General features: G+C 72.6%; 20 protein-coding genes. 10 read left to right on the top strand and 10 right to left on the bottom strand.

Translation table 11 applies throughout. The features are described from left to right. The first annotated feature begins 46 nt into the window (after positions 1–46). The gene (locus ACWDRR_RS19815; protein ID WP_449773492.1) at positions 47–931 is read left to right on the top strand and encodes an SDR family oxidoreductase; all 885 of its coding nucleotides are present in this window, start codon (positions 47–49) and stop codon (positions 929–931) included. Here the strand turns inward: ACWDRR_RS19815 and ACWDRR_RS19820 are convergent. From ACWDRR_RS19820 to ACWDRR_RS19830, 3 genes are read right to left on the bottom strand one after another with little or no spacing between them, the layout of a single operon-like run. Then, entirely contained in the window at positions 928–2,166 is a 1,239-nt protein-coding gene (locus tag ACWDRR_RS19820; RefSeq protein WP_449773493.1) for a phosphotransferase family protein, read from the bottom strand. The two genes, ACWDRR_RS19815 and ACWDRR_RS19820, sit on opposite strands and share 4 nt — an antisense overlap. 23 nt (positions 2,167–2,189) lie before the next feature. Further along, positions 2,190–3,098: an inositol monophosphatase family protein gene (locus tag ACWDRR_RS19825; protein WP_449773494.1), complete on the bottom strand. Its 909-nt coding sequence runs from the start codon at positions 3,096–3,098 to the stop codon at positions 2,190–2,192. Next, positions 3,095–5,071, bottom strand: coding sequence for an aminotransferase class III-fold pyridoxal phosphate-dependent enzyme (locus ACWDRR_RS19830; RefSeq protein WP_449773495.1), 1,977 nt, complete (start codon positions 5,069–5,071; stop codon positions 3,095–3,097). The genes ACWDRR_RS19825 and ACWDRR_RS19830 overlap by 4 nt, the downstream gene beginning before the upstream one ends. A 219-nt stretch (positions 5,072–5,290) precedes the next feature. Between ACWDRR_RS19830 and ACWDRR_RS19835 the strand changes: the two genes are divergently transcribed. From ACWDRR_RS19835 to ACWDRR_RS19845, 3 genes are read left to right on the top strand one after another with little or no spacing between them, the layout of a single operon-like run. Next, complete coding sequence (locus ACWDRR_RS19835; protein ID WP_449773496.1) at positions 5,291–6,181, top strand: PfkB family carbohydrate kinase; 891 nt, start codon at positions 5,291–5,293, stop codon at positions 6,179–6,181. Then, positions 6,178–6,951: an HAD family hydrolase gene (locus tag ACWDRR_RS19840; protein ID WP_449773497.1), complete on the top strand. Its 774-nt coding sequence runs from the start codon at positions 6,178–6,180 to the stop codon at positions 6,949–6,951. The genes ACWDRR_RS19835 and ACWDRR_RS19840 overlap by 4 nt, the downstream gene beginning before the upstream one ends. Further along, on the top strand, positions 6,948–7,832 hold the full coding sequence (locus ACWDRR_RS19845) for a glycosyltransferase family 2 protein (protein WP_449773498.1): 885 nt from the start codon (positions 6,948–6,950) through the stop codon (positions 7,830–7,832). The genes ACWDRR_RS19840 and ACWDRR_RS19845 overlap by 4 nt, the downstream gene beginning before the upstream one ends. Before the next feature lie 286 nt (positions 7,833–8,118). Here the strand turns inward: ACWDRR_RS19845 and ACWDRR_RS19850 are convergent, their stop codons facing one another. Continuing rightward, the gene (locus ACWDRR_RS19850) at positions 8,119–9,126 is read right to left on the bottom strand and encodes an SCO2400 family protein (protein ID WP_449773499.1); all 1,008 of its coding nucleotides are present in this window, start codon (positions 9,124–9,126) and stop codon (positions 8,119–8,121) included. A gap of 225 nt (positions 9,127–9,351) precedes the next feature. On the opposite strand from ACWDRR_RS19850, the gene ACWDRR_RS19855 reads away from it, so the two are divergent. Both ACWDRR_RS19855 and ACWDRR_RS19860 read left to right on the top strand, forming a co-directional pair. Beyond that, positions 9,352–10,257, top strand: coding sequence for an arginase family protein (locus tag ACWDRR_RS19855; protein WP_449773500.1), 906 nt, complete (start codon positions 9,352–9,354; stop codon positions 10,255–10,257). 220 nt (positions 10,258–10,477) lie between these two features. Next, a complete protein-coding gene (locus ACWDRR_RS19860) occupies positions 10,478–11,467 on the top strand; it encodes an aldo/keto reductase (protein WP_449773501.1) in 990 nt (329 codons plus the stop codon). 743 nt (positions 11,468–12,210) lie between these two features. Here ACWDRR_RS19860 and ACWDRR_RS19865 read toward each other — a convergent pair. From ACWDRR_RS19865 to ACWDRR_RS19875, 3 genes are read right to left on the bottom strand one after another with little or no spacing between them, the layout of a single operon-like run. Then, the gene (locus tag ACWDRR_RS19865) at positions 12,211–12,609 is read right to left on the bottom strand and encodes a roadblock/LC7 domain-containing protein (RefSeq protein ID WP_449773502.1); all 399 of its coding nucleotides are present in this window, start codon (positions 12,607–12,609) and stop codon (positions 12,211–12,213) included. 12 nt (positions 12,610–12,621) lie between these two features. Then, entirely contained in the window at positions 12,622–13,620 is a 999-nt protein-coding gene (locus ACWDRR_RS19870) for a hypothetical protein (RefSeq protein WP_449773503.1), read from the bottom strand. After that, the gene (locus tag ACWDRR_RS19875) at positions 13,617–13,976 is read right to left on the bottom strand and encodes a hypothetical protein (protein ID WP_449773504.1); all 360 of its coding nucleotides are present in this window, start codon (positions 13,974–13,976) and stop codon (positions 13,617–13,619) included. The genes ACWDRR_RS19870 and ACWDRR_RS19875 overlap by 4 nt, the downstream gene beginning before the upstream one ends. A 141-nt stretch (positions 13,977–14,117) precedes the next feature. Here ACWDRR_RS19875 and ACWDRR_RS19880 point away from each other — a divergent pair, with 141 nt between their 5' ends. Continuing rightward, positions 14,118–14,483 (top strand): hypothetical protein, encoded by a 366-nt coding sequence (locus tag ACWDRR_RS19880; protein ID WP_449773505.1) that lies wholly within the window; start codon positions 14,118–14,120, stop codon positions 14,481–14,483. Between the two features lie 749 nt (positions 14,484–15,232). Here ACWDRR_RS19880 and ACWDRR_RS19885 read toward each other — a convergent pair. Beyond that, positions 15,233–15,361 carry a hypothetical protein gene (locus tag ACWDRR_RS19885; RefSeq protein ID WP_449773567.1) on the bottom strand — a complete coding sequence of 43 codons (129 nt, stop codon included), beginning with the start codon at positions 15,359–15,361 and terminating at the stop codon, positions 15,233–15,235. On the opposite strand from ACWDRR_RS19885, the gene ACWDRR_RS19890 reads away from it, so the two are divergent. Both ACWDRR_RS19890 and ACWDRR_RS19895 read left to right on the top strand, forming a co-directional pair. Beyond that, complete coding sequence (locus ACWDRR_RS19890) at positions 15,308–15,535, top strand: transposase family protein (protein ID WP_449773564.1); 228 nt, start codon at positions 15,308–15,310, stop codon at positions 15,533–15,535. The two genes, ACWDRR_RS19885 and ACWDRR_RS19890, sit on opposite strands and share 54 nt — an antisense overlap. Continuing rightward, complete coding sequence (locus ACWDRR_RS19895; RefSeq protein WP_449773506.1) at positions 15,436–16,011, top strand: ISAs1 family transposase; 576 nt, start codon at positions 15,436–15,438, stop codon at positions 16,009–16,011. The genes ACWDRR_RS19890 and ACWDRR_RS19895 overlap by 100 nt, the downstream gene beginning before the upstream one ends. A 112-nt stretch (positions 16,012–16,123) precedes the next feature. Here the strand turns inward: ACWDRR_RS19895 and ACWDRR_RS19900 are convergent, their stop codons facing one another. Beyond that, positions 16,124–17,233 carry an FAD-dependent oxidoreductase gene (locus tag ACWDRR_RS19900; protein ID WP_449773507.1) on the bottom strand — a complete coding sequence of 370 codons (1,110 nt, stop codon included), beginning with the start codon at positions 17,231–17,233 and terminating at the stop codon, positions 16,124–16,126. A 124-nt stretch (positions 17,234–17,357) separates the two neighbouring features. On the opposite strand from ACWDRR_RS19900, the gene ACWDRR_RS19905 reads away from it, so the two are divergent. Then, the gene (locus ACWDRR_RS19905; protein WP_449773508.1) at positions 17,358–17,951 is read left to right on the top strand and encodes a TetR/AcrR family transcriptional regulator; all 594 of its coding nucleotides are present in this window, start codon (positions 17,358–17,360) and stop codon (positions 17,949–17,951) included. Between the two features lie 326 nt (positions 17,952–18,277). Here the strand turns inward: ACWDRR_RS19905 and ACWDRR_RS19910 are convergent, their stop codons facing one another. Next, complete coding sequence (locus ACWDRR_RS19910; protein WP_449773509.1) at positions 18,278–19,456, bottom strand: heparin lyase I family protein; 1,179 nt, start codon at positions 19,454–19,456, stop codon at positions 18,278–18,280. Between the last annotated feature and the right edge of the window lie 302 nt (positions 19,457–19,758).

Below are 19,758 nucleotides of genomic sequence, written 5' to 3' on the forward strand. Positions count from 1 at the left end.
AGCCTCCCAGCGGTTCGTGTCCCAACAGTGTCATAGGGTGTCCGGTATGAACCGCTATGGGCGTCCGGACGGGTGGGAAGCGCCTCGGGAACCACCTGCCGACTCCCGCCCGAGGATCCTGCTGCTCGGTGCGTCGGGGTTCGTGGGCGGCGGCCTCTGGCACCGGTGGGCCCCCCGTCACGCGGTGGTCGGCACGTACGCCACCCGGCCGGCCCCAGGCCTGGTCCGGCTGGACCTGCGCGACGAGGCCCGGCTCGCGGCGCTCGCGGCCGACGGCTTCGACCTCGTCGTCCACGCGGCCGGCCTGGTTCCCCTGGAGGCGGCCGAGGCCGACCCCGCCCTGGCCCACCGCCTCAACGTCCGCCCGGTCGAGGTGCTGCTGGACGCCCTGCGCGGCTCGGCCGCGAAGCTGGTCCTGCTCTCCAGCGACAACGTCTTCGACGGCACCCGCCCCCGGTACACCGAGGCCGACCCGCGCTCCCCGGTCAACGTCTACGGGCGGACCAAGGTGGCGGCCGAGGACCTGCTGCTCGCCGAGGGCGGGCACCTGATCGTCCGGATCCCCCTCGTCTTCGGGCGCGGCCCCTGGGCGAACACCTTCCTGTCCCGCCTCGCCGCGCCGACCACGCCCGCCCGCACCGACCTGGTCTGCGCCCCGGTCTACCTGCCCAGCATCGCCCCGGCCCTGGCCCGACTCTGGCACCACACGGGTGTCGTGCACTACGGCGGCGCCGACGTGGTGACCCGCTTCGAGCTGATGTCCCGGGTCCAGCAGGCCCTGGACCTGCCCACCCGGGTGGTGCCCACCCAGGGGACGGCGGCCGGTTCCGGTTGCCGCCGCCCGCCGCGGCTGGTGCTGCGCAGCACCCGGCACCGCCTGCTGGGCCCCACCCTGGACTCCGCGCTCGCGCACCTGGCGGCCACGTTCTAGGGCAGGTGGTCGGCCACCAGGGCGAGGTGGCTCGTGGGGTCCACGCCGCCGGGGCGGGCGAGTTGGGCGGCGAGGTCGTTGATCAGCAGGGTGCCGAGGAGGTAGTGGCCGAGGGCGAGTTCGACGGGGGTGGAGTTGCGGCCCCGCAGGTCGGGCTTGGGCTTGCGGTCGGAGAGGCGGCAGGGTGCCTCCGCCAGGACGTGCAGGTCGTGGGTCAGCAGCAGCCGCTCCCACCAGCGGGGATCGTCGTGGAACAGCCCCGACAGGCCCTCGTGGGCGGCCAGCCGGGGCAGGAAGGCGTGGATCGCCGCGCGGTAGCCCGGGAACACCGGCTGCCGGAAGCCCACCTGGTAGGCGTGCCCCGGCCCGCCGGACACCGCGAAGCCCGTGCGCAGCGCGGGATCCCACACGCTGAGGCTGAACAGGGTCTTGGCCAGGTCGTAGACCGGGTCCCAGGGCTCGACGCAGCCGCGCGGGTCGATGAGGCGGAAGTCCGCGGCGGCCGCGCCGGGGCGGGTGGACACCAGGACGTTGCGGGTGTTCGCGTCGCCGTGGGCGGGGGCCATCAGGCGGGCGGGAGCCAGGCGGGCCAACCGGCCGGCCAGCCGTTCCAGGACCAGCTGCGGGGCCTCGCACGGCACGCCGTTGACGGTCAGGCGTTCGGCGCCCATCAGGTCTTGCGGCAGGGCCCGGCGCAGCACCGGCAGCCGCCGCAGGAAGCGGCCCACCACGACGTCCGCCAGGTGGGCGGCCGGGGCGGGGTGGGAACGCGCGGCGTAGCCGTCCAGCACCAGGGCCTGGAGGAGGGCCGGGTAGCGGCGGAAGAACTCCCGGGTGCCCTGCGGCGACTCCCGCAGGGGCGCCGCCAGGTCCGCCGAGGCGTAGAACGGCGTCGTGCAGGCCGCCCAGCCGTCGCCGTCGAGGACGTGCGCGACCGGCAGGTAGTGCGCCGCCAACCGCGGGGCCACGGCGCGCAGCAGCTCGATCTGGCGCAGCTTGTGACGGAAGGACACCAGGTCGTGCCCGTCGACGGCGCCCGGTGCGGGCACCAGGACCTTGACCACCAGCTCCTCACCGGCCCGGCCGGTGGCCCGGTGGACCCGGGCCGGTGAGCCGCCCTCCAGGATCTCGGCCCCGACCGTGAGGCCGAGGGTGTCGGCGACGGCCGCCAGGGCCGCCTCGTCGGTCCACCCGCCGGGCGGGCGGGCACGGGTCACGTGCCGGTGTTCGGTCACCGCAGCGGCCTCCTCGGTGTCTCCTACCAGCGGATCGAGTCGATCAGGGCCGCGTGCAGCCGGGGGGTGCAGGCGGCGATGCACGAGCGCTGGTTCAGCGGATCGATGTCCAGCAGCAGGGTGTCGTGCAGCGACTTGCCGTAGGCGTCAGTGATGGTGACCCCGGCGCGTTCCGCGAGGTACACCGAGGCCGCGATGTCGTACGGGAACAGGTGCAGGATGCTCCCGTGCCCGACCCGTCGGAAGTCCGCCTCGGTGGCGGGGCGGTCGCGCAGCAGCCGGTTGCCGATGTCGACGTAGGCGTCCATCTGGCCGGTGATGATGCGGGAGATGGAGAAGGAGGCGCTGTTGAACACGTACACGCCGCCGGTGTTGGCCGAGGCGTCGATCAGGTGGCCGTAGGCCCCGGTCATCAGCTCCGCCGGGTGGCCGTTGAACTCCAGCGACCAGAACATCCGCTCGGGCTCGGTGGTGGCGGACAAGTGGGGTACCGGCACGGGGTAGCCGCAGGACTCGATCCCGGTGCCGTGGGCGTCGGCGTACAGCCAGTGGCCGGTCTTGATCTCCTGGAGCATCGCGTACCGGATGTCGCCGATGGTGGGCTCCTCGCCGAAGGGGGCCGCGGCGATGGAGACGCAGGCCATCTCCAGGTCGGCGGCGGCGCCGCGGGTGCCGTCGATCGGGTCGATGATCAGCACGTGCTCGGGCGCCCGGCCGATCGTGCGCAGCCCCTCGCTCTCGGTGTAGACGGCCACGGGCTCGCCGCGCTCCCGCAGGAAGTCCCAGGCGGCCCGTTCCGCGAGCACGTCGACCGGGAACTCGGCGTCCCCGCCCTTCGCCGTCCCCGCCACGTAGCGGCTTCCGACCTCGTGCAGACCCTCGCGCACGGCCGTCCGGATCCGATCGGACAGGTCCTGGACGAGGCCCCTCATGAGAGGGCCGAGAGGAAGAGTCGTTCCAGCAGATCGCACATCTCGTCCGCCTCCTGACGGGTCATGACCAGCGCCGGACGGACCTTCAGCACGTTGCCGTGTCCGTACAGCGAGGTCCGCAGCAGCAGTCCGCAGTCCAGGCCGCGTTCGGCGAGGTGGTTGGTGAGCGCGGGGTCGGGGCGGCCGTCGCGGTCCACGATGTCGATGCCGATCATCAGTCCGACGCCGCGGACCTCCTGGACGAACGGCACCTTGGTGGCGAGGTCGCGCAGCCGGTCGAGCACGTGGGCGCCGACGTCGCGCACGTTCTCCAGGAAGCCGGGGCGGCCGATGACCTCGACGGTCTTCAGGGCGGCCGCGGCGGCCAGCACGTTGCCGCCGAAGGTCGAGTTGATGTGGTGTCCTTCCACCCCGGTCAGCCGCTCCTCGGTCAGGATCCCGGCGATGGGCATCCCCGCGCCGCCGAGTCCCTTGCCGAAGGTCATCATGTGCGGGGCGACGCCGAAGTGGTCGGCGGCGAACATCCGGCCGGTGCGCCCGAAGCCGGTCTGGATCTCGTCGAAGACCAGCAGGATGCCGCGCTCCTCGCAGAGGTCCTTGAGCGCCTGCAGATAGCCGTCCGGCGGCACGACGTTGCCGCCGTTGCCGCTGATCGGCTCCAGCACCACGCAGGCCACCCGGCCGGTGCTCGCGTAGTCGATGAAGTCGTTGATCCGCTCGACGCACAGCAGGCCGCAGGTGGCCCGCTCCTGACGGTAGAAGCAGCGCAGGCAGTGCGGGTCGGGGACGTGCACGACACCGGGCAGGTGCGAGGGGAAGGGGGTGCGCCGGAAGGCGGCGCCGGAGGCACCGATCATGCCGAGGGTCTGGCCGAGGTGGCCGCGGAAGAGCGTGATCACGTCGGACTTCCCGGTGTGCACCTGGGCGATCTTGACGGCGCTCTCGTTGGCGTCGGACCCGCTCGCCGACTTCAGGTGCACCCGGGTGAGGTTCGGCGGCGAGACCTCGGCCAGCTTCGACACCAGGGCGTTCAGCGGCTCCGTCTGGAACTTGGAGGTGACGTGGATCAGCCGGCCGGCCTGTTCGCGGACCACCTCCACGATCTCGGGGTGGGCGTAGCCCAGGCTCAGGTTGAACGTCCCCGAGGAGCAGTCGAGATAGCGCCGGCCGTCGTCGGCGTAGAGGTACACGCCCTCTCCCCCGACCACCCGGAGGTCGTCCGGCAGGCAGTAGTAGTGCTGGAGCGCCGGTCCGGCCGCCCCGCCGGACGGAGCCTTCGGTGCGGCGGTGCGGGCCGCGGTCCTCGCCTGTTGCATCGGCTTTCCTCCGATAATTCCTGGCAGATCGATCTGCTCGAACGATTCGAACCGTAGATCCGCCTCATCGAGATCGAGCGCGGCGGTCATCGCGTTCGGAATTGCCACACATCGGATTCCGGCCCTTTTCGCGGCGCGTACGCCGCTGGGGGAATCCTCGAACGCCACCGCCCGCTCGGCGGGAATTCCCAGCGAGGCCAGCGCCGCGACGTAGAGACCCGGCTCCGGTTTCGCGCTCGCCCGGTCCCCGTCGGCGCACTGTATGGTGCTCCATCCGTCGGCCAGACCGCACTGCCGCGCATATCTGGTGACCCATTCCCGGGTGGAGTTGCTGACGATCCCCCGGGAGATCCCCAGGGCGTCGACCGCCCCGAGGACCCGGTGCACGCCGGGCCTGCCGACCAGTGTGCCGAGCAGCTCGCGCTGCCGCCAGCGGACCCGTTCCTGCAGTTCACGGCGGTCCGCCGTGCATCCGGTGGCCCGTTCGAGCCGCGTCCACAGGTCGGAGCCGATGGTGCCGACGAGCGACGACCACACCTCGACCGGGAGCCGGTGGCCGAATTCCAGGAAGACCTCCGCGTGCGCGCGGAATATCTCGGACTCCGGGTCCCACAGTGTCCCGTCGAAATCGAAGAAAAACGCGTCCACGTCCTTCATTCGCGTACACCTCCGTCGAGCGGCGGACGGCCGCGCGGCCAGTGGTTTGATACCGGGAGCCAAGGCCCCAAGCGTCCATCATCGCCGAGCCCGGCCGGTCCCGCCATTCATAGTTCGTCGACGCACCCACGATCGGCGGACAGAACAGTGCGTACACGAGAAGGTGCTGATCGCCTTGGAGTGGCACCGGCGAAGGGCCGGTGCGAGAGTCGAGGGACGATGGACGAGAACACCCGCCCCGCCGGTACGGCGGCTCCCCCGGGCGGACCGAAGGTCGCCGTGGTGGGACACGTCGAATGGACCACGATCGCCGGTCTCGACGCGGTCCCCGCCGCCGGCGAGGTGACCCACGCCGACCGGCTCTGGCAGGGCCCGGCCGGCGGTGGCGCGGTCGCGGCCGTCCGGCTCGCCGAACTGGCCGGCACCTGCACCTTCTTCACCGCCCTCGGCGACGACCACGCCGGGCGGCGCTCCCGCGCCGAACTCGAACACCGCGGCGTACGGGTCCTGGCCGCGGCCAGGACCGGCCCCACCCGCACGGCGGTGAGCATGGTCGACCGCTGCGGTGAGCGCACCACCGTCACCCTCGGCGAACGCCTGCAGCCGGCCGCGGCCGATCCCGTCGACTGGGGACAATTGGCCTCCTACGACGCGGTGTTCTTCACCGCCGGGGACGCCGCCCTGCTGCGCCGGGCGCGCCGGGCCGGAGTACTCGTGGTGACCGCGCGGGAGTTCGGCACCGTGCGGGAATCCGGCGTCAGGGTCGACGCGCTGGTCGGCAGCGGCTGCGACCCGGCCGAGCGCTGCGACCCGGCGCTGCTGCGCCGGCCGCCGGACCTGGTGGTCAGCACCGAAGGCCGGCGCGGCGGCGTGTTCACCCGCTGCGACCGTCCCCCTCGGCGCTACCGGCCCGCCCGCGCACCGGGCCCCGTGGTCGACACCTACGGAGTCGGGGACAACTTCGCGGCCGTCCTCACCTACGCGCTCGCCACCGGCGCGACCGCGGCCGACGCACTCGACCTCGCCGCCCGGCACGGCGCGGCCTGCACCACGCAACGGGGCCCGTTCACCGCCCGGCCCACCGCCCGGCGACCGGCGGTCAGGGTATGACCCGCGATCAGCCCGCGAGGACGGGCGACCGGGGCGAGCCGGCGGAACTCCGGGGCGGGGCGCGGATCCTCCTGCTGTGGGACATCGACGGCACGCTGATCGACGGCGGTCACGTCGTCGAGTCGATCTACCCGCTCGCCTTCGAACGGCTCACCGGCCGGCCCGCCCGCCACCGCGTCAGCATCGCGGGCCGGACCGAACTCGACATCATGGACGAGCTGTTCGCCCGGCACGACGTCGGCGCCATCGAACCGGACCGGGTCACCGCCGAGCTCACCGCCGAGCTGCGCCGGCGGGCCGGCGACCTGCGGAGCGCCGGCCGGGCGCTGCCCGGCGCCGCCGAGGCCCTTCGAGTGCTGGGAAACCGGGACGACGTGGCCCAGTCCGTGCTGACCGGGAACCTGCGGGACAACGCCGCGCTCAAGCTGGGGCTGTTCGCACTGGCGGAGTTCCTGGACCCCGCCATCGGCGCGTACGGCGACGACGCCCGTGAGCGCGCCGCGCTCCTCCCGGTCGCCCGGCGGCGCGCGGCGGCCGCCCACGGGTCCGACTTCGCCGCCGGGGCCACCGTCCTGATCGGCGACACCCCGCGCGACGTGCACACGGGGCGCAGCGGCGGAGCGCGGGTGGTCGCCGTCGCCACCGGCGCGAGCAGCGCCGAGGTGCTGCGGAAGGCGGGCGCGGACGTGGTGCTGGCGGACCTGCGCGACACCGCCGCCGTGGTCCGTGCCGTCCGGGCGCCGGGGTCGCTCACCCGGGACCCGGAATGAACGGGACCCGCCGCCCCGTCGGCCTGGTCTCGGTCGTCATACCCGCGCGCAACGCCGAGACGACGCTGCCCGCGCAGCTGGAGGCCCTGTGCGCGCAGACCTATCCGGATCCGTGGGAGGTCATCGTCGTCGAGAACGGATCCAGCGACGGCACCCGCGCGCTGCTGCGGCGCTGGGAAGGGCGGATGCCGCGGCTGCGGGTGACCGTCACCGACGCGCCCGGCGTCAACCACGCCCGCAACCTCGGCTGCCGGCGGGCCGGTGGTGAGTTCGTGCTGCTCTGCGACGCGGACGACGTGGCGGCTCCCGGATGGGTGACCGGCCTGGTCGACGCCCTGCGCACCGACCCGGCCGTGGGCGGCGCCCTGGAGCGCCGCCTGCTCAACGGCACGGTCGCACTCGCCGCGCGCCCGCCGAAGAAGTCCGCCGCCCTGCTCGACACCTTCGGCTTCCTGCCCTACCCGGCGGGCGCCAACTGCGGCTTCCACAAAGAGCTCTGGCACCAGCTGGGCGGCTTCGACGAGAGTTACCAGGGCGGCGGCGACGACACCGAGTTCTTCTGGCGCGCCCAACTGGCCGGCTACCGGCTGGCCTTCGCGCCCCACGCCGTCATGCACTACCGGCACCGCGGCGACACGCGGACCATCGCCCGGCAGTCCTACGGCTACGGGCGCTCACACCCCAGGCTCTACCGCGACTTCGCCGCCCACGGCATGCCGCCCGCACGACCGGGCGACGCCGCCCGCGCCTGGTGGGCACTCCTGCTCCACTCCCCCGACCTGCTCGGCCCCACCGACCGACGCGCCGCCCTCCTGGCACAACTCGCCCTGCGCACGGGCCGCGTCGTCGGCAGCGCCCGACACCGACGCTGCTACCTGTGACCCACCGCGAACCCGTCGACCCGGGAAGCGCCCAGGGACTCGGGCACCGACCGCGATGGTGTGCGCGGTGCGGGCCGGCCACTCGGGGCGCGGCCGTGCTGCTCCGCAGCCCTTCCAAGGGGGTGGTGGGGCTGCTGCGACCGGAATGCCGGCCCCGCCGGACCGCAGCGAGAAGGCCTGTGACCTGCTGTCTTTCGGGCGCGAGCATGCCAGCCGGCGGCCACGGCCGGCCCCCGTCGACCGGCGGCCACGGCCGGCCGCCGCCACGGACGCGTCATCGCGGCGGCTACGTGCACCAGAACAGGAACGGGGTGCAGGTGGCTGTCGGCTTCGGGCCGGCGGTGCCCGAGGGCCGCGGGGAGGCCGTCGGGGGTTGCCCGGTGGTGGGCGCGGCCGTGGTCGGCGCGGACGGGGCCGGCGCCGCCGACTCCGGGGCGCGGCTGTTCGTCGCCGTGGCGGGGACGGTGCTCCTGGTCGGGACGGTGGCGGAGGTGGAGGCAGCGACCGACCCGCTGGGGGTCGGGCCGGTGCGCTGCGAGGTCGTCCTGACCGGGGCCGTGGTCACGCCCGTTGCGGTGGCCTGCGCGGCGGGGGGCGTGGCGCTCGGCGACGGCGTCGCGGCCGGTCCGTCGGCGACGGGTGGGGGCGGCGCGCCCTCCGTACCGTTGGCGGCCAGCGCCGCGACGCCGAGCCCCGCGACGACCAGGCCGGCGACGGAGAGCACGAACACGCCCGGCCGCCGTGCGGACCGGCGCCCGGCCCGCCGGGAGCCGACCGGCGGGGCGGACCAGCTCGGCAGCGGAATCGGCGAGCCGACGGCCGACGGCGGCGGCACGGCGGCCTCCGGCGGCGGCGCGGCGGCCTCCGGCGGCGTCTCCCGGGTGTCCGCGAGTGCCCCGCAGCCGGGGCAGGTCATCGCGCCGTTCAGGTGACGGCGGCAGGGCGTGCAGTAGTCCATGTGATCTTCCCGTGCTGCCGGGGTCGCCGGCACACACCGGTCGTCGTCGGCCGGCTCCGCGCGCGTCGTCGCGCACGTGCGGAGCCTAGGCGGCTCGACTGTGAGGGTTCCAGACCTCGCCGTGGCGCTTTCGCGAAGATTGCGCACCCTTCTGAGCCACCGGAACGCACTGGTGGTGGGCCGCACAACCGGCGGCCCACCATCGTTCGACGAGCTGGAGAAAGCCGATCGAGGAGTCGAGAGCCGATCCAGGAGGCGAGGGCCTCGATCTCCCGGCCGCGCGGCGGTAGCCGCTGATCCGACTTCGCCGCTCCTCCTTCCGTCCACCGCCTGCATGATGCCGAGGTCTCGGTCGGCCCGAGCGAGCGGGAGCCGGACGCGGTGGAGGCGCGGGTTCGGCTTCCGGTTCGTGGCCGACCACCGGGTCCTCCTGACTGCCGGGCCGCCCCTGGGTAGTTGCCGGCCGGCCCGCGTCTTCTCCGTGCGGCATCGTCACTCCCCCTGGTGACCCGCGGGCACAGCCCGCTGGCGCCCGTCCGGGCGGACGGCCAGGATGGGTGGATGCGACGAGATCTCGTTGTGGTGGGCGCGCCGACCAGTGCGGGCAGCTACGCACCCGGCCAGGAGGCCGCACCAAGCGTGTTGCGCGAGCTGGGCCTGATCGACGGCCTCAGAGCGACGGGCCGCCGGGTACGAGATGCAGGGAACGGACCGCTGCAGGTGTGGGCTCCTGACCCGCAGCACCCGCGGGCCCAGAACCTCACGGCAGTGGTCCAAGCCGTCAGGGCGGTCGCCGACCACGTCGCCGCAGCGTTGGAGGAGGACGCGGACGTTCTGGTCATCGGCGGCAACTGCACCGTCGCACTGGGCGTGATGGCAGCTCTCACGGATCGCGACCCGGACGCAGGCCTCCTCTACATCGACCGGCACTTCGACCTCAACACACCCGCGAGCACCCGCGAGGGCGCCCTCGACTGGATGGGGCTCGCCCACGGACTGGACCTGCCCGGAGCCGCGGAGCCGCTGGCGGCCGCCTTCGCCCACCGCCCGCTGCTCACCCCGGACCGGCTCCACCTCCTCGGCATCGATCCCGAGGCCGCCACCTCCTGGGAACGCGAGCAGGCAAGAGGCCTGGGCCTGCGATGGGGCTCGCACACCGACCTCGCCACCACGCCGGGACCCGAGGTGACACGGGCCCTCGGTGGGCTCCCGTCCGGTCCCCTGGCCGTGCACGTCGATGTCGACGTCCTGGACTTCACCGACGCGCCGCTCGCCGAAAGCACGGACGGCCGCAACAGCGGCCCCACGCTCGACGCCCTGTCCGAGGCACTGGACACCGCGTGCCGGGACCCGCGCTTCCGAGCACTCTCGATCTGCGAGCTCAACCCTGCCCGCGCCGCCGGAAACCCCGCCGTTCTGCATCGGTTCATCGCAAGCCTTCAACACGCCCTGCGCGCAGCCCCGTGACCTGCGGCCGGGGTACCGGCGGCGTTGAACAAGCCGGCCCGCCGGTAGGGCAAGGCCTCGCACGGGCGTCCTGCACCCGGCCGGCCGTGCCGGTCCGCCTCCAGAAGACCCCGGCGCCGTAAGGTCCTCTCCGAGGAGACCAGGCTGACCGGTCGCACGGACCGGGGCGCCGGAAGGCGTCGGGCCACGGGAAGAACGAGACGAAGGGCTGGCACGACAGATGCAACAGCGCAGTCTGCGGGACCTCCAGGTATCGGCCATCGGCCTCGGCTGTATGGGGATGTCCGCCTTCTACGGCACGGCCGACCAGGACGAGGGCGTCGCGACCATCCGGCGCGCCCTGGACCTCGGCATCACCTTCCTCGACACGGCGCAGGTCTACGGACCGCTCACCAACGAGTCCCTGGTCGGCGAGGCCGTCCGGGGACACCGTGACGAGTACGTGATCGCCACGAAGTTCAACTACCGCATGGACAGCGCCGTTCCGGGCGACATGTCGACCGTGGGCCGCCAGGACGGCTCGGCCGAGCACGTCCGCAGCTCCGTCCACGGCTCACTCGCGCGGCTCCGCACCGACTTCATCGATCTGTACTACCAGCACCGGGTCGATCCGACCGTGCCCATCGAGGAAACCGTCGGCGCGCTCGGCGAACTGGTCGCCGAGGGAAAGGTGCGGTACATCGGGCTGAGCGAGGCGGGCGCCGAGACCATCCGCCGCGCCCACGCCGTCCACCCGGTCACCGCCGTCCAGAGCGAGTACTCGCTCTGGACGCGGGACGTGGAGGCCGAGGTGCTCCCCACGTGCCGGGAGCTCGGAATCGGCTTCGTGCCGTACTCCCCACTCGGCCGCGGCTTCCTCGCGGGCCGCTTCAGCTCCCCGGACGAGCTCGACAAGGACGACTTCCGCCGCACCAATCCGCGCTTCGCCGAGGCCAACCTGGCCGCCAACCTCCGGCTCGCCGAGAAGGTGAAGGAGATCGCCGCGGAGAAGCACGTCACCCCGGCCCAACTGGCGATCGCCTGGGTACTGGCCCGCGGCGAGGACCTCGTGCCGATCCCGGGCACCAAACGCCGCACCTACCTGGAGCAGAACGCGGACGCGGTCGACGTCGGGTTGACCGATGAGGACCTGGCCCGCATCGAGGCCGAGTTGCCCGCGGTGGAGGGCGAGCGCTACGACGAGGACGGAATGCGCACGGTGAACCGCTGAACGACCTTCCGCTGACCGGACGGGTGGCGGCCCCGGCAGCAGGCGGGCCTGTAGCGGATCGTGCTGACCAAGGGCAGCGCCTGCCGCGCGACATCCCGGTCGGCGGACGGTGTGGAGTGGCCGGGACACCGGTCCGGTGGCCCGCCGTACACGTCGCGAGGCGTTCCCTGGTGCGCTCGATGCCGGAGGCATCGGCGCAGTCCGTCAACCGCTCGACGACCTCGCCGACCAACGCGTCCTCGGCCACCACGGCGACCGGCTTCTTGTCCGCCGTGACTCCTCCGCCCCGCCTGGCCAGTCGACCTACGGATCACGGCGATCCGGACGAAGGCGTCCACCGACACCGAGGTGCAGCCCGGGCCCGGCCCGGCTCCCTGCCACCGCGGTCATTCCGTGTGCGCGCCGGCCCGGCTGCGGTGGCGGCCGCCGCCTCGGCGAACTCCTCTGTGCGGTCGGGCGATTGTCCGTGGCCGGTGGCAGGACCCCGCGGACAATCGCGGGGTCGGCCGGGGCCCGGGCCGGATGCCGGCCGTGTGCGCGCGGTTCACGATGTCGCGGTAGCCGTCGATCAGTGCCTGGGAGCTCGGCACGTCGTTGTTGATGTCGTTGACGCCTTCGAGGAGGACGACCGTGCGCAGTCCCCGCTGTGAGAGCACGTCGCGCTCCAGTCGCTTGACCGCGCTCTCGCCGCGGCCGCGGGACGCGACGGCGGTGGTCACGGCCCGCCGGGGCGGGCGCGGCCGTCAGTACGGCTGGACCGTGGTCGCCACCCCGAGGAGTTCGCCCAACCGACGCACCGTGGCGGGTGATTCGCGGTGCAGGCCGACGACGTCGAGCCCCTCGTCGCCCAGGATCACCAGCAGGGCCTGCTCCCCGATGGCCAGCACCACGACGTAACCGCCGCCGCACCGGGCCACCACGTCGCGCAGGCCCCCCACACCGAACTCGGCCGCGGTGCGCCGGCCGAGGCCGAGCATGGCGGCCGCGAGCGCGGCGGCCGACTCGGGGTGGACGGTGGCCGTGTCGGCGGCCACCAGTATCCCGTCCGCGGTGGAGATGACACTCTCACCCACGCCCATGACCCGCTCACGGAGGGCGTGCAACTCGTCGACCAGGACGGTGATCGGTATCCGGCTGCTCATGATGTGCTCTTCTCAATCGTCTCTGTCGCCCCGGTGCACCGGGTACGGTGAGTGCGTCGGGTTCGGTCGGGTCAGTGGCTCTGGTGACTTCATCGGTCCGTGGGAGGGGGTCGCGGTACCCCCGGGCAACGCGAGTCGACCCCCGGTGCCGCGCACCCCGGGGACGCGGCGCGGCAGCGGCGCGGTCGCGGCGGGCAGCGGCCCGGCCGACGGCATGCGCGGGGCGACGCTCGGTGCCAGGGCACCGCGATGACCCCCTTCCCGGTGGAGCAGGCGCCTCGCGTCCATCCGGGCGATGTCGAGAAGCACGGCGAACACCCCGCGCCCCAGGACGAAGCTGATGTCGCGCGCCGTGCGGCGTCCGGTCGCGGCATCCAGGATCCGGCGGTACCGGACCGGGGCCCGCGCGACGCCGGACCCGAACGACACGGCCGGCTTGATCCGGATGCGGGCCAACTCGGCGGGCGAACCCCAGAGACGCTCCAGCAGGGCCAGTCTCCGGGCAGCCTCCTCGAAGAGCTCCTGCGGTGCGATCCCCGGGCGCAATGCGATCCGCGCGGGCGGGAGAGGTTCCTCGACGGTTCGCCAATCGTCGGGCGGGCTCAGCACCAGGGCGAAGGCACCGTCAAAAACGGCGGCGGCGCAGACGACTTCGAGCTCCCCGGCGCCGATCGCACCCTGCGCGAGCAGCGCGGCGCCGAGGTCGGTGCCCCCGACCGTCGAGGCATCACCCGGGCACGTCGCCGACACGACCGACTCGACGGCCCGCCAGTCGGTCTCGCTGACCCGTCGCGACTTCAGCAGCAAGGTCTCGGCGGTCGGGGCCGCGGGCGTCTCGACGGCGGTGACCAAACCGTCCTCCAGGTGGATCGCGCCGCCCGGCGCGCCGGAGGCGGTGACGGAGCCGGTGAACCCCTCTCCGCCCAGCTCCCGCAACCGGGCGGCCACCCTGCGGGCCGCCGGGGGCAAGGACGGCACCGGTCGGGGCGGATCCCCGGCGGGTCCGGTCATCGCAGCAGGTCCTTCGTGCGGTCGGCGGTCCACTGGACCGCCAGCGCCAGATTGATCCGCTCCCGGTCCAGAACGGTGGCCAGCAGCAGCGGGTCTCCCTGCCGGGGAACGACCTGGACGATCTCGTAACGACGAGTGCTGGTGACCGCCACGCTCTCCAGGTCGCCCTCGGCACCGGCCTCGTGGAGCCGCGCACCGATCATGTCGACCAGTTCGGCGAGCTCGGTCCCGGATCCGAGCAGCCGGTGCTCCCCGGCGGACCGGTAGGTGAGGCCCGTGACGGCGTCGACGAGGGCGACGCCGACCACGCTGGGCCGGCCGAGCACATCGGAGAGAGAAGCTTCGAGTGCGCGCACCGGGCCCCTTTCGCGTTCTGAATTCCCGTCAGTGTAGTGCATTCTGCAGCCCCCGCAAGGCGACCATCGCATGTTTGTTCTTGCTATTTTGGTCTACCACACGGGGGTTCTCCCGAAAGACGGACGAAGGACGGACAACGCATGAAGATAGACGAAGCCCTCAAGAGCGCGATGACCATTGACGGTGCCATCGGCGTGGCCCTGGCCGACTACGAGAGCGGCTTGTCGCTCGGATTCCTCGGCGGGGGGCAACAACTCGACCTGGAGGTCGCGGCAGCCGCCAACACCGAGGTCGTCCGGGCGAAGGTGCGCGCCCTGGCCGCGCTGTCGATCGACGACGCCATCGAGGACATCCTGATCACCCTCGGCACCCAGTACCACCTGATCCGCCCGCTGACCAGGAGCTATGGCTCCCTGTTCCTCTACCTGGCACTGGACCGCTCACGCGCCAACCTCGCACTCGCCCGCCACGGCCTCAAGCGCATCGAGGCCGCACTCGACATCTAGCCCCGCGGCCGGTCCGCGACCCCGACCGGGATTCCTGCACCGGCCGGGGCCGCGGCGGGGGCCCTGGCGGGACGTTTCCCGCGGGCATCCGATGTCGCGTGGAGAGAGTCACCAGAAGCCGCCCCCTGCGATATGCATGAACACGTCAATCGAGCGGGCATAGAACCGCACGGAAAGCCGTGTACGGATTTCCCATTTAATCCCGGAGCGCGCCGGATAGAGGGACCCGAAACAATGCACACGAGGAATTCTGGACGGCACGCCCCGACATCCGGCCGCCACCCCTCGCGGTGGGCCGAAGACGCCGCGAGCCTTGCGGGCTCGCTGAACTCCTACAGAAGACTCCCGGGCTTCCGCTCGGTCCCGGCGCGTTATGCGAATGAGACCTCCCGCGCCGGGACCGACCCGGGCAACAGGTCCGGCAAGGCCGCGCCCCCGGAACGCCTCCCACCGGCGGGGAGTCCCCAGACCGCCGGCCGCCACAGTGGCCGCACCGGGGGGCTGCGGATCCCGCCGCTGCCCCCGGCAAGCGCCACCACCGCCGACAGCCGGAGGGGCTCCGCAGAGACAGGTTGCTCGGGCAGGGGGGCGCCGTTCAGGGGATCTGCCCGACTTGATTCCGGTTCAGGTGGCGGACGTGACTGTGGCGTTCGCGGACGAGGCGCGAGCGGAGGCAGGCATGGCCTCCAGGTGATCATGAGGTGTCGAAGCCCTGATCACCACGACGGAGGACCGTGTCCGCCCGCTCCTCACCGCCCGTCCCCGCCGGCCTGGACCAGCTCGCCGCCACCCGGCCTGCCGAGCCCGGGGAACACCCGCAGCTGCTGGGCCGCCTCGCGGCGGTACCCGATCCGCGCCGGGCCAAGGGCCGCCGCCACCCCCTCGCCTTCGTCCTCGCGCTCGCCGCGTGCGCGGTGCTGGCCGGCGCGAAGTCCCTGGCCGTGATTACGGAGTGGGCCGCCGACGCGCCGCCCGCTTCCTGGTGGAAGACAAGAAGGCCCACTACATCGCCGTGGTCAAGGGGAATCAGCCGCTGCTGCACCAGCACCTGAAGCAGCTGCCCCGGCGGGGCGTGCCGCTGCTGGACAAGACCCGCGCCACCGCACACGGCCGCGACGAGATCCGCCGCGACAAGACCGCCACCGTCACCTGTGGTCTCGACTTCCCCCACGCCGCCCAGGCCGTGCAGATCGTGCGCCGCCGCCGGATCGTCACCACCGGCAAGGTCGCCCTGGAACGCGTCCACGCAGTCACCGACCTGACGGCGGAGCAGGCCGACGCCCCCGAGATCGCGCACCACGTCCGCGAACACCGGGGCATCGAGGACAAGATTCACCACATCCGCGACACCACCTTCGCCGAGGACGCCTCGCGCGTGCGCACCGGAACCGCACCCCGGACCATGGCCGCACTGCGCAACCTCGCCATCGGCGCCCTCCGCCTCACCGGCTACGACAACATCGCCGCCGGCCTGCGCAAACACGGCCGAGACGCCACCCGGCCACTCGATACCCTCGGCATCACGTGATCAAACCGGACAGACCCCCTGACGACGCCGCCCTGGGGCGGACGCGACCGCCGGGAGAGTGCACATGATCGACGCGGGCACGGCCGCGGGGGCCGGGGGCGGTGGAGTCTGCTCAGGAAGTCACTGCGGGAACGAGGTGGTCGAGTCCCTGCGCACTGCTCGTCGCGGCCTCGATCGAGCGCGGCAGCATGATGCTCTCGTAGGCGCGGACGGCGTCGTCGATGCTGGATTCGGCGACGAGGGCGTGGGCGAGGTCGGAGCCGTCGAGCATCGCGAGATTGGCGCCCAGCCCGGCCGGGGGCATCAGGTGCGCGGCATCGCCGAGCAGCGTGACGCCGGCAACGTGCTGCCAGGTGTGCGGGGCGGGCAGGACAAACAGGGGCCGGTTGATGAACCCGCTGTCGTTGTTGCGCAGGATGTAGCGCAGGCTCTCGTCCCAGTCGTCGAACATCCTCAACAGGTGCGCGCGTACGGCCCGCTGGTCGCCGAGGTCGACACCGGCGGCCATGTGCCAGTCCTGCGGCGTGCGGAGCGCGATGTAGGCGCGGATGTGGCCGTTGCTGTTGCGCTGGGCGACCAGGGACCTGCCGGCGCCCTTCGCCAGCATCGATCCGTTGCCGACCAGCCGCGCGAGGTCGGGATGGCGGGTGTCGCAGTGGTCGAATCCGGTCTCGACGAAGGTGACGCCGGTGTAGCGGGGTGCGGCGTGCGACAGGGCCGGGCGGACGCGCGACCAGGCGCCGTCGGCGCCGACCACCAGGTCGAAGTCCTCGGCGGCGCCGTCAGCGAAGAGCAGTCGGCAGGTGCCGTCCGCGAGCCGGGTGACCCTGCTGACGGCGCGGTCCCACCGCACCGTGCCCTCGGTGAGTGAGTCCAGAAGCAGTTCGCGCAGTTGGCCACGGTCGATCTCCGGCCGGCCGCCGGCGGCGGAAGGCCCCTGATGCGCCAGGAGGGCGGCGTCGGTGAAATCGAGCACGCGCCACTCCTCTCCTTCGGGGCGGGCAAGGGCGTGGAACGGGTCGAGGAGCCCCGCCGCCCGCAGGGCGGTCTGGCCGGTATCGGCGTGCAGGTCGAGGGTGCCGCCCTGCGGGCGGGCGTCGGCGGAGGCCTCGCGTTCGAAGACGGTGGCGGAGCGGCCGTGTTGCTGCAGGACTCGGGCGCAGGCGAGGCCGCCCAGGCCGGCGCCGACGATCGCGATACGGGGATCACGAGCAGAGTTCATGGGAGTGTCCCTCGGGAGGTGGGTGAGCCGCCGGGAGGCCCGGCATCATCAAGAAAGCACACTCACAAAATAAGTGCAATGACTAAACTTTCGAAGTCGCTGTATCTTGGGATACCATGGGCGAGTGACCGAACCGACCGGGCGCCGCGAGCGCAAGAAGGCCCAGACACGCCAGTCCCTGGCCGACGCCGCACTCGAACTCTTCCTCGACCGCGGCTACGACCAGGTCGGCGTCAAGGACGTCGCCGACGCCGCGGACGTCTCGGTAACCACCCTGTTCAAGCACTTCCCCAGCAAGGAAGCCCTGGTCTTCGACCAGGACGACGACCTTGAAGCAGCGCTCGTCGCCGCCGTGCGCGACCGCACCCCAGGCCAGTCGATCCCCCAGGCGCTGCGCGAGCACATCCTGCTGAAACAGACCCAGTTCGCCGTCCACACCACGGACCCGCGGTTCGCCGACTTCACGCGCATGGTGCAGGAGACCCCCGCGCTGCGCGACTACGCCCACCGCATGTGGACGCGCCACGAAGCGGCCCTGGCGCGAGCCATTACCGAGGCTGTCGGTGCCCCCGAGGACGACATCAGCTGCGCCGCACTGGCCCGTTTCGCCCTTGAGGCCCGCGGCCTCATCCTGCGGCACGCCGAGCCGAACCGCGCCGCCGACGAGGCCTTCGCATTGCTCGAACACGGCTGGGCGGCCTCCCACCCGGGCAGCTGACCCGCTCTGCGCGGAGCCCTGGTGTGCGTGGACGCGTTGCGCGCCTCACAGGTTCAACCTGAGTAACTCCGCTGCCACGCAAGCTGATCAACCCCAAGGCGCGCGACGTCAACCACGTCGCCGCACACTGGAAGGAAGCCCTGAACCGGTTCTCACTCTTCTTCGAGGACCGGCTCAGCATCCAATGACCACAGGGGACTTACCCGAAGTCCCCTACACGCCCGGGCCTGTCGACTGCCGCTCGGGGGCCGGGCAGGAGGCGGGCTGTCTGCGGTCCGGCTCCTGAGCGGGCTGCCTGCCGGGTGGGCGGTTCTGCGTCAGGGCAGTCAGGGCAGGATGCGGGAGCGCCGTGCCCTATGGCGGGCGTTCCTCCTGCGGAGGCGGTGAGTGGCGAGGAGCCCGGCGGCGAGCAGTGCGCCGCCCGTGGCGAGGACGAGTGGTGAGGGGCCGGAGGAGCCGGTCGCCGCCAGGCGGGGTTCGTCGTTGTCCGTGTCGCCGGTATCCGTTTCGAGCGGGATGTCGTCCGGGGCCGCGGGTGTGGAGGAGGGCGGCGCCGCCGCCGCGATGGTGGCGGATGCCGGTGCCGTCGGCGGCACGGTCACCGGCCCCGCGGTGGAGGGCCGGGCCGGTGGGGGTGATGTCGCGGCTTTGGGGGACGTGCCGGACGGTGGCGCGGAGGGGGCCGGGGAGGTGGGGGGCGGTTCGGCGGCAGCGGAGGACGGCGCGACCGAGGACGGTGCGGTGGTGGTCGTCGGGCTGCCCGCGCCGGGCGGGATGGGGGTGATGGAGATGTCGTCGTAGTAGAGCACCACCGGTGGCAGTCCGCTGCTCACGTGTCCCTTCTTGGTCTGCCAGTTGGGTCGGTACATGCCGATCTTGTGGTACGGGACGGTTTCCTTCTCGAAGTTGTTCTTCCCCTGGTGGGAGCCCACTTCGGTGCCGTCCAGTTTGGCGACGATGGAGCCGGGTGTGGTGGGAGTGGACCAGGTGATGTCGATGGTCCACTGGTTCCAGCGGCCGAGCCGCACGGGGCCGAGGTCGTACTGGGTGCCGCTCACGGTGACGAACAGGATCCACCGGTCCGCCCTGACCATGAGGACGAGCGGAGGTCCGGTGGTCGCCCCGCCGTGCCACTGGGACACGAAGGTCCCGTACCGGTAGGAGACCCAGTCCTGCGGCAGGTAGTTGGAGAAGGAGTAGCGGTAACTGCCGTACGGGAGATGGCTGGTGGCGATCTCGGCGCGGTAGGAGTCCCCCTCGTCGGCGAGGGTGAACCGGCCGGCCCTGCCACTGCGACCGCCGGGTGCCGCGACGACGTCCACCGCGCCCTTGCCGGCGAGACCCTTGCGAGGCCACACGGTGGTGTTGCCGGACTCGAACCCGTCGTTGAAGGGGATGGTGGTGGACGCCGCGGTGGCGGCAGGGCCGACGGACGCGGCTCCCACCGCCACCACGGCGGCCAGAAGCGCGTCGGCCCGACGGCCGCGGCTGTGATGCTGGAACATGAACCATCCTGGAGTGAAGGAGCGAGGGCGGACCTCTCGCCGATGCCGTGGACCACGGCATCGGCAAGAGGGAGGCACCGACCCTCTCGCGCCTGCCGAGCACGACGGGGAGTCGGTTTCGAGAGGTCAAGTCCCCGCACCGCCACTCCGTCCCGGTCCGAGATCCATTCGTTATGGCGTCCGGCAGGGCCGACTGCACCGTGCACGCCGGAAGCCGGGCCCGAAGTGTCGACCGAGCCGCGCTGAGCTGCCTGGCACCCTCACGACGAGCCGGACACGGTGACCCGCGAAGCCGGCGCGGC

It is taken from the genome of Kitasatospora sp. NPDC003701 (assembly GCF_053587085.1).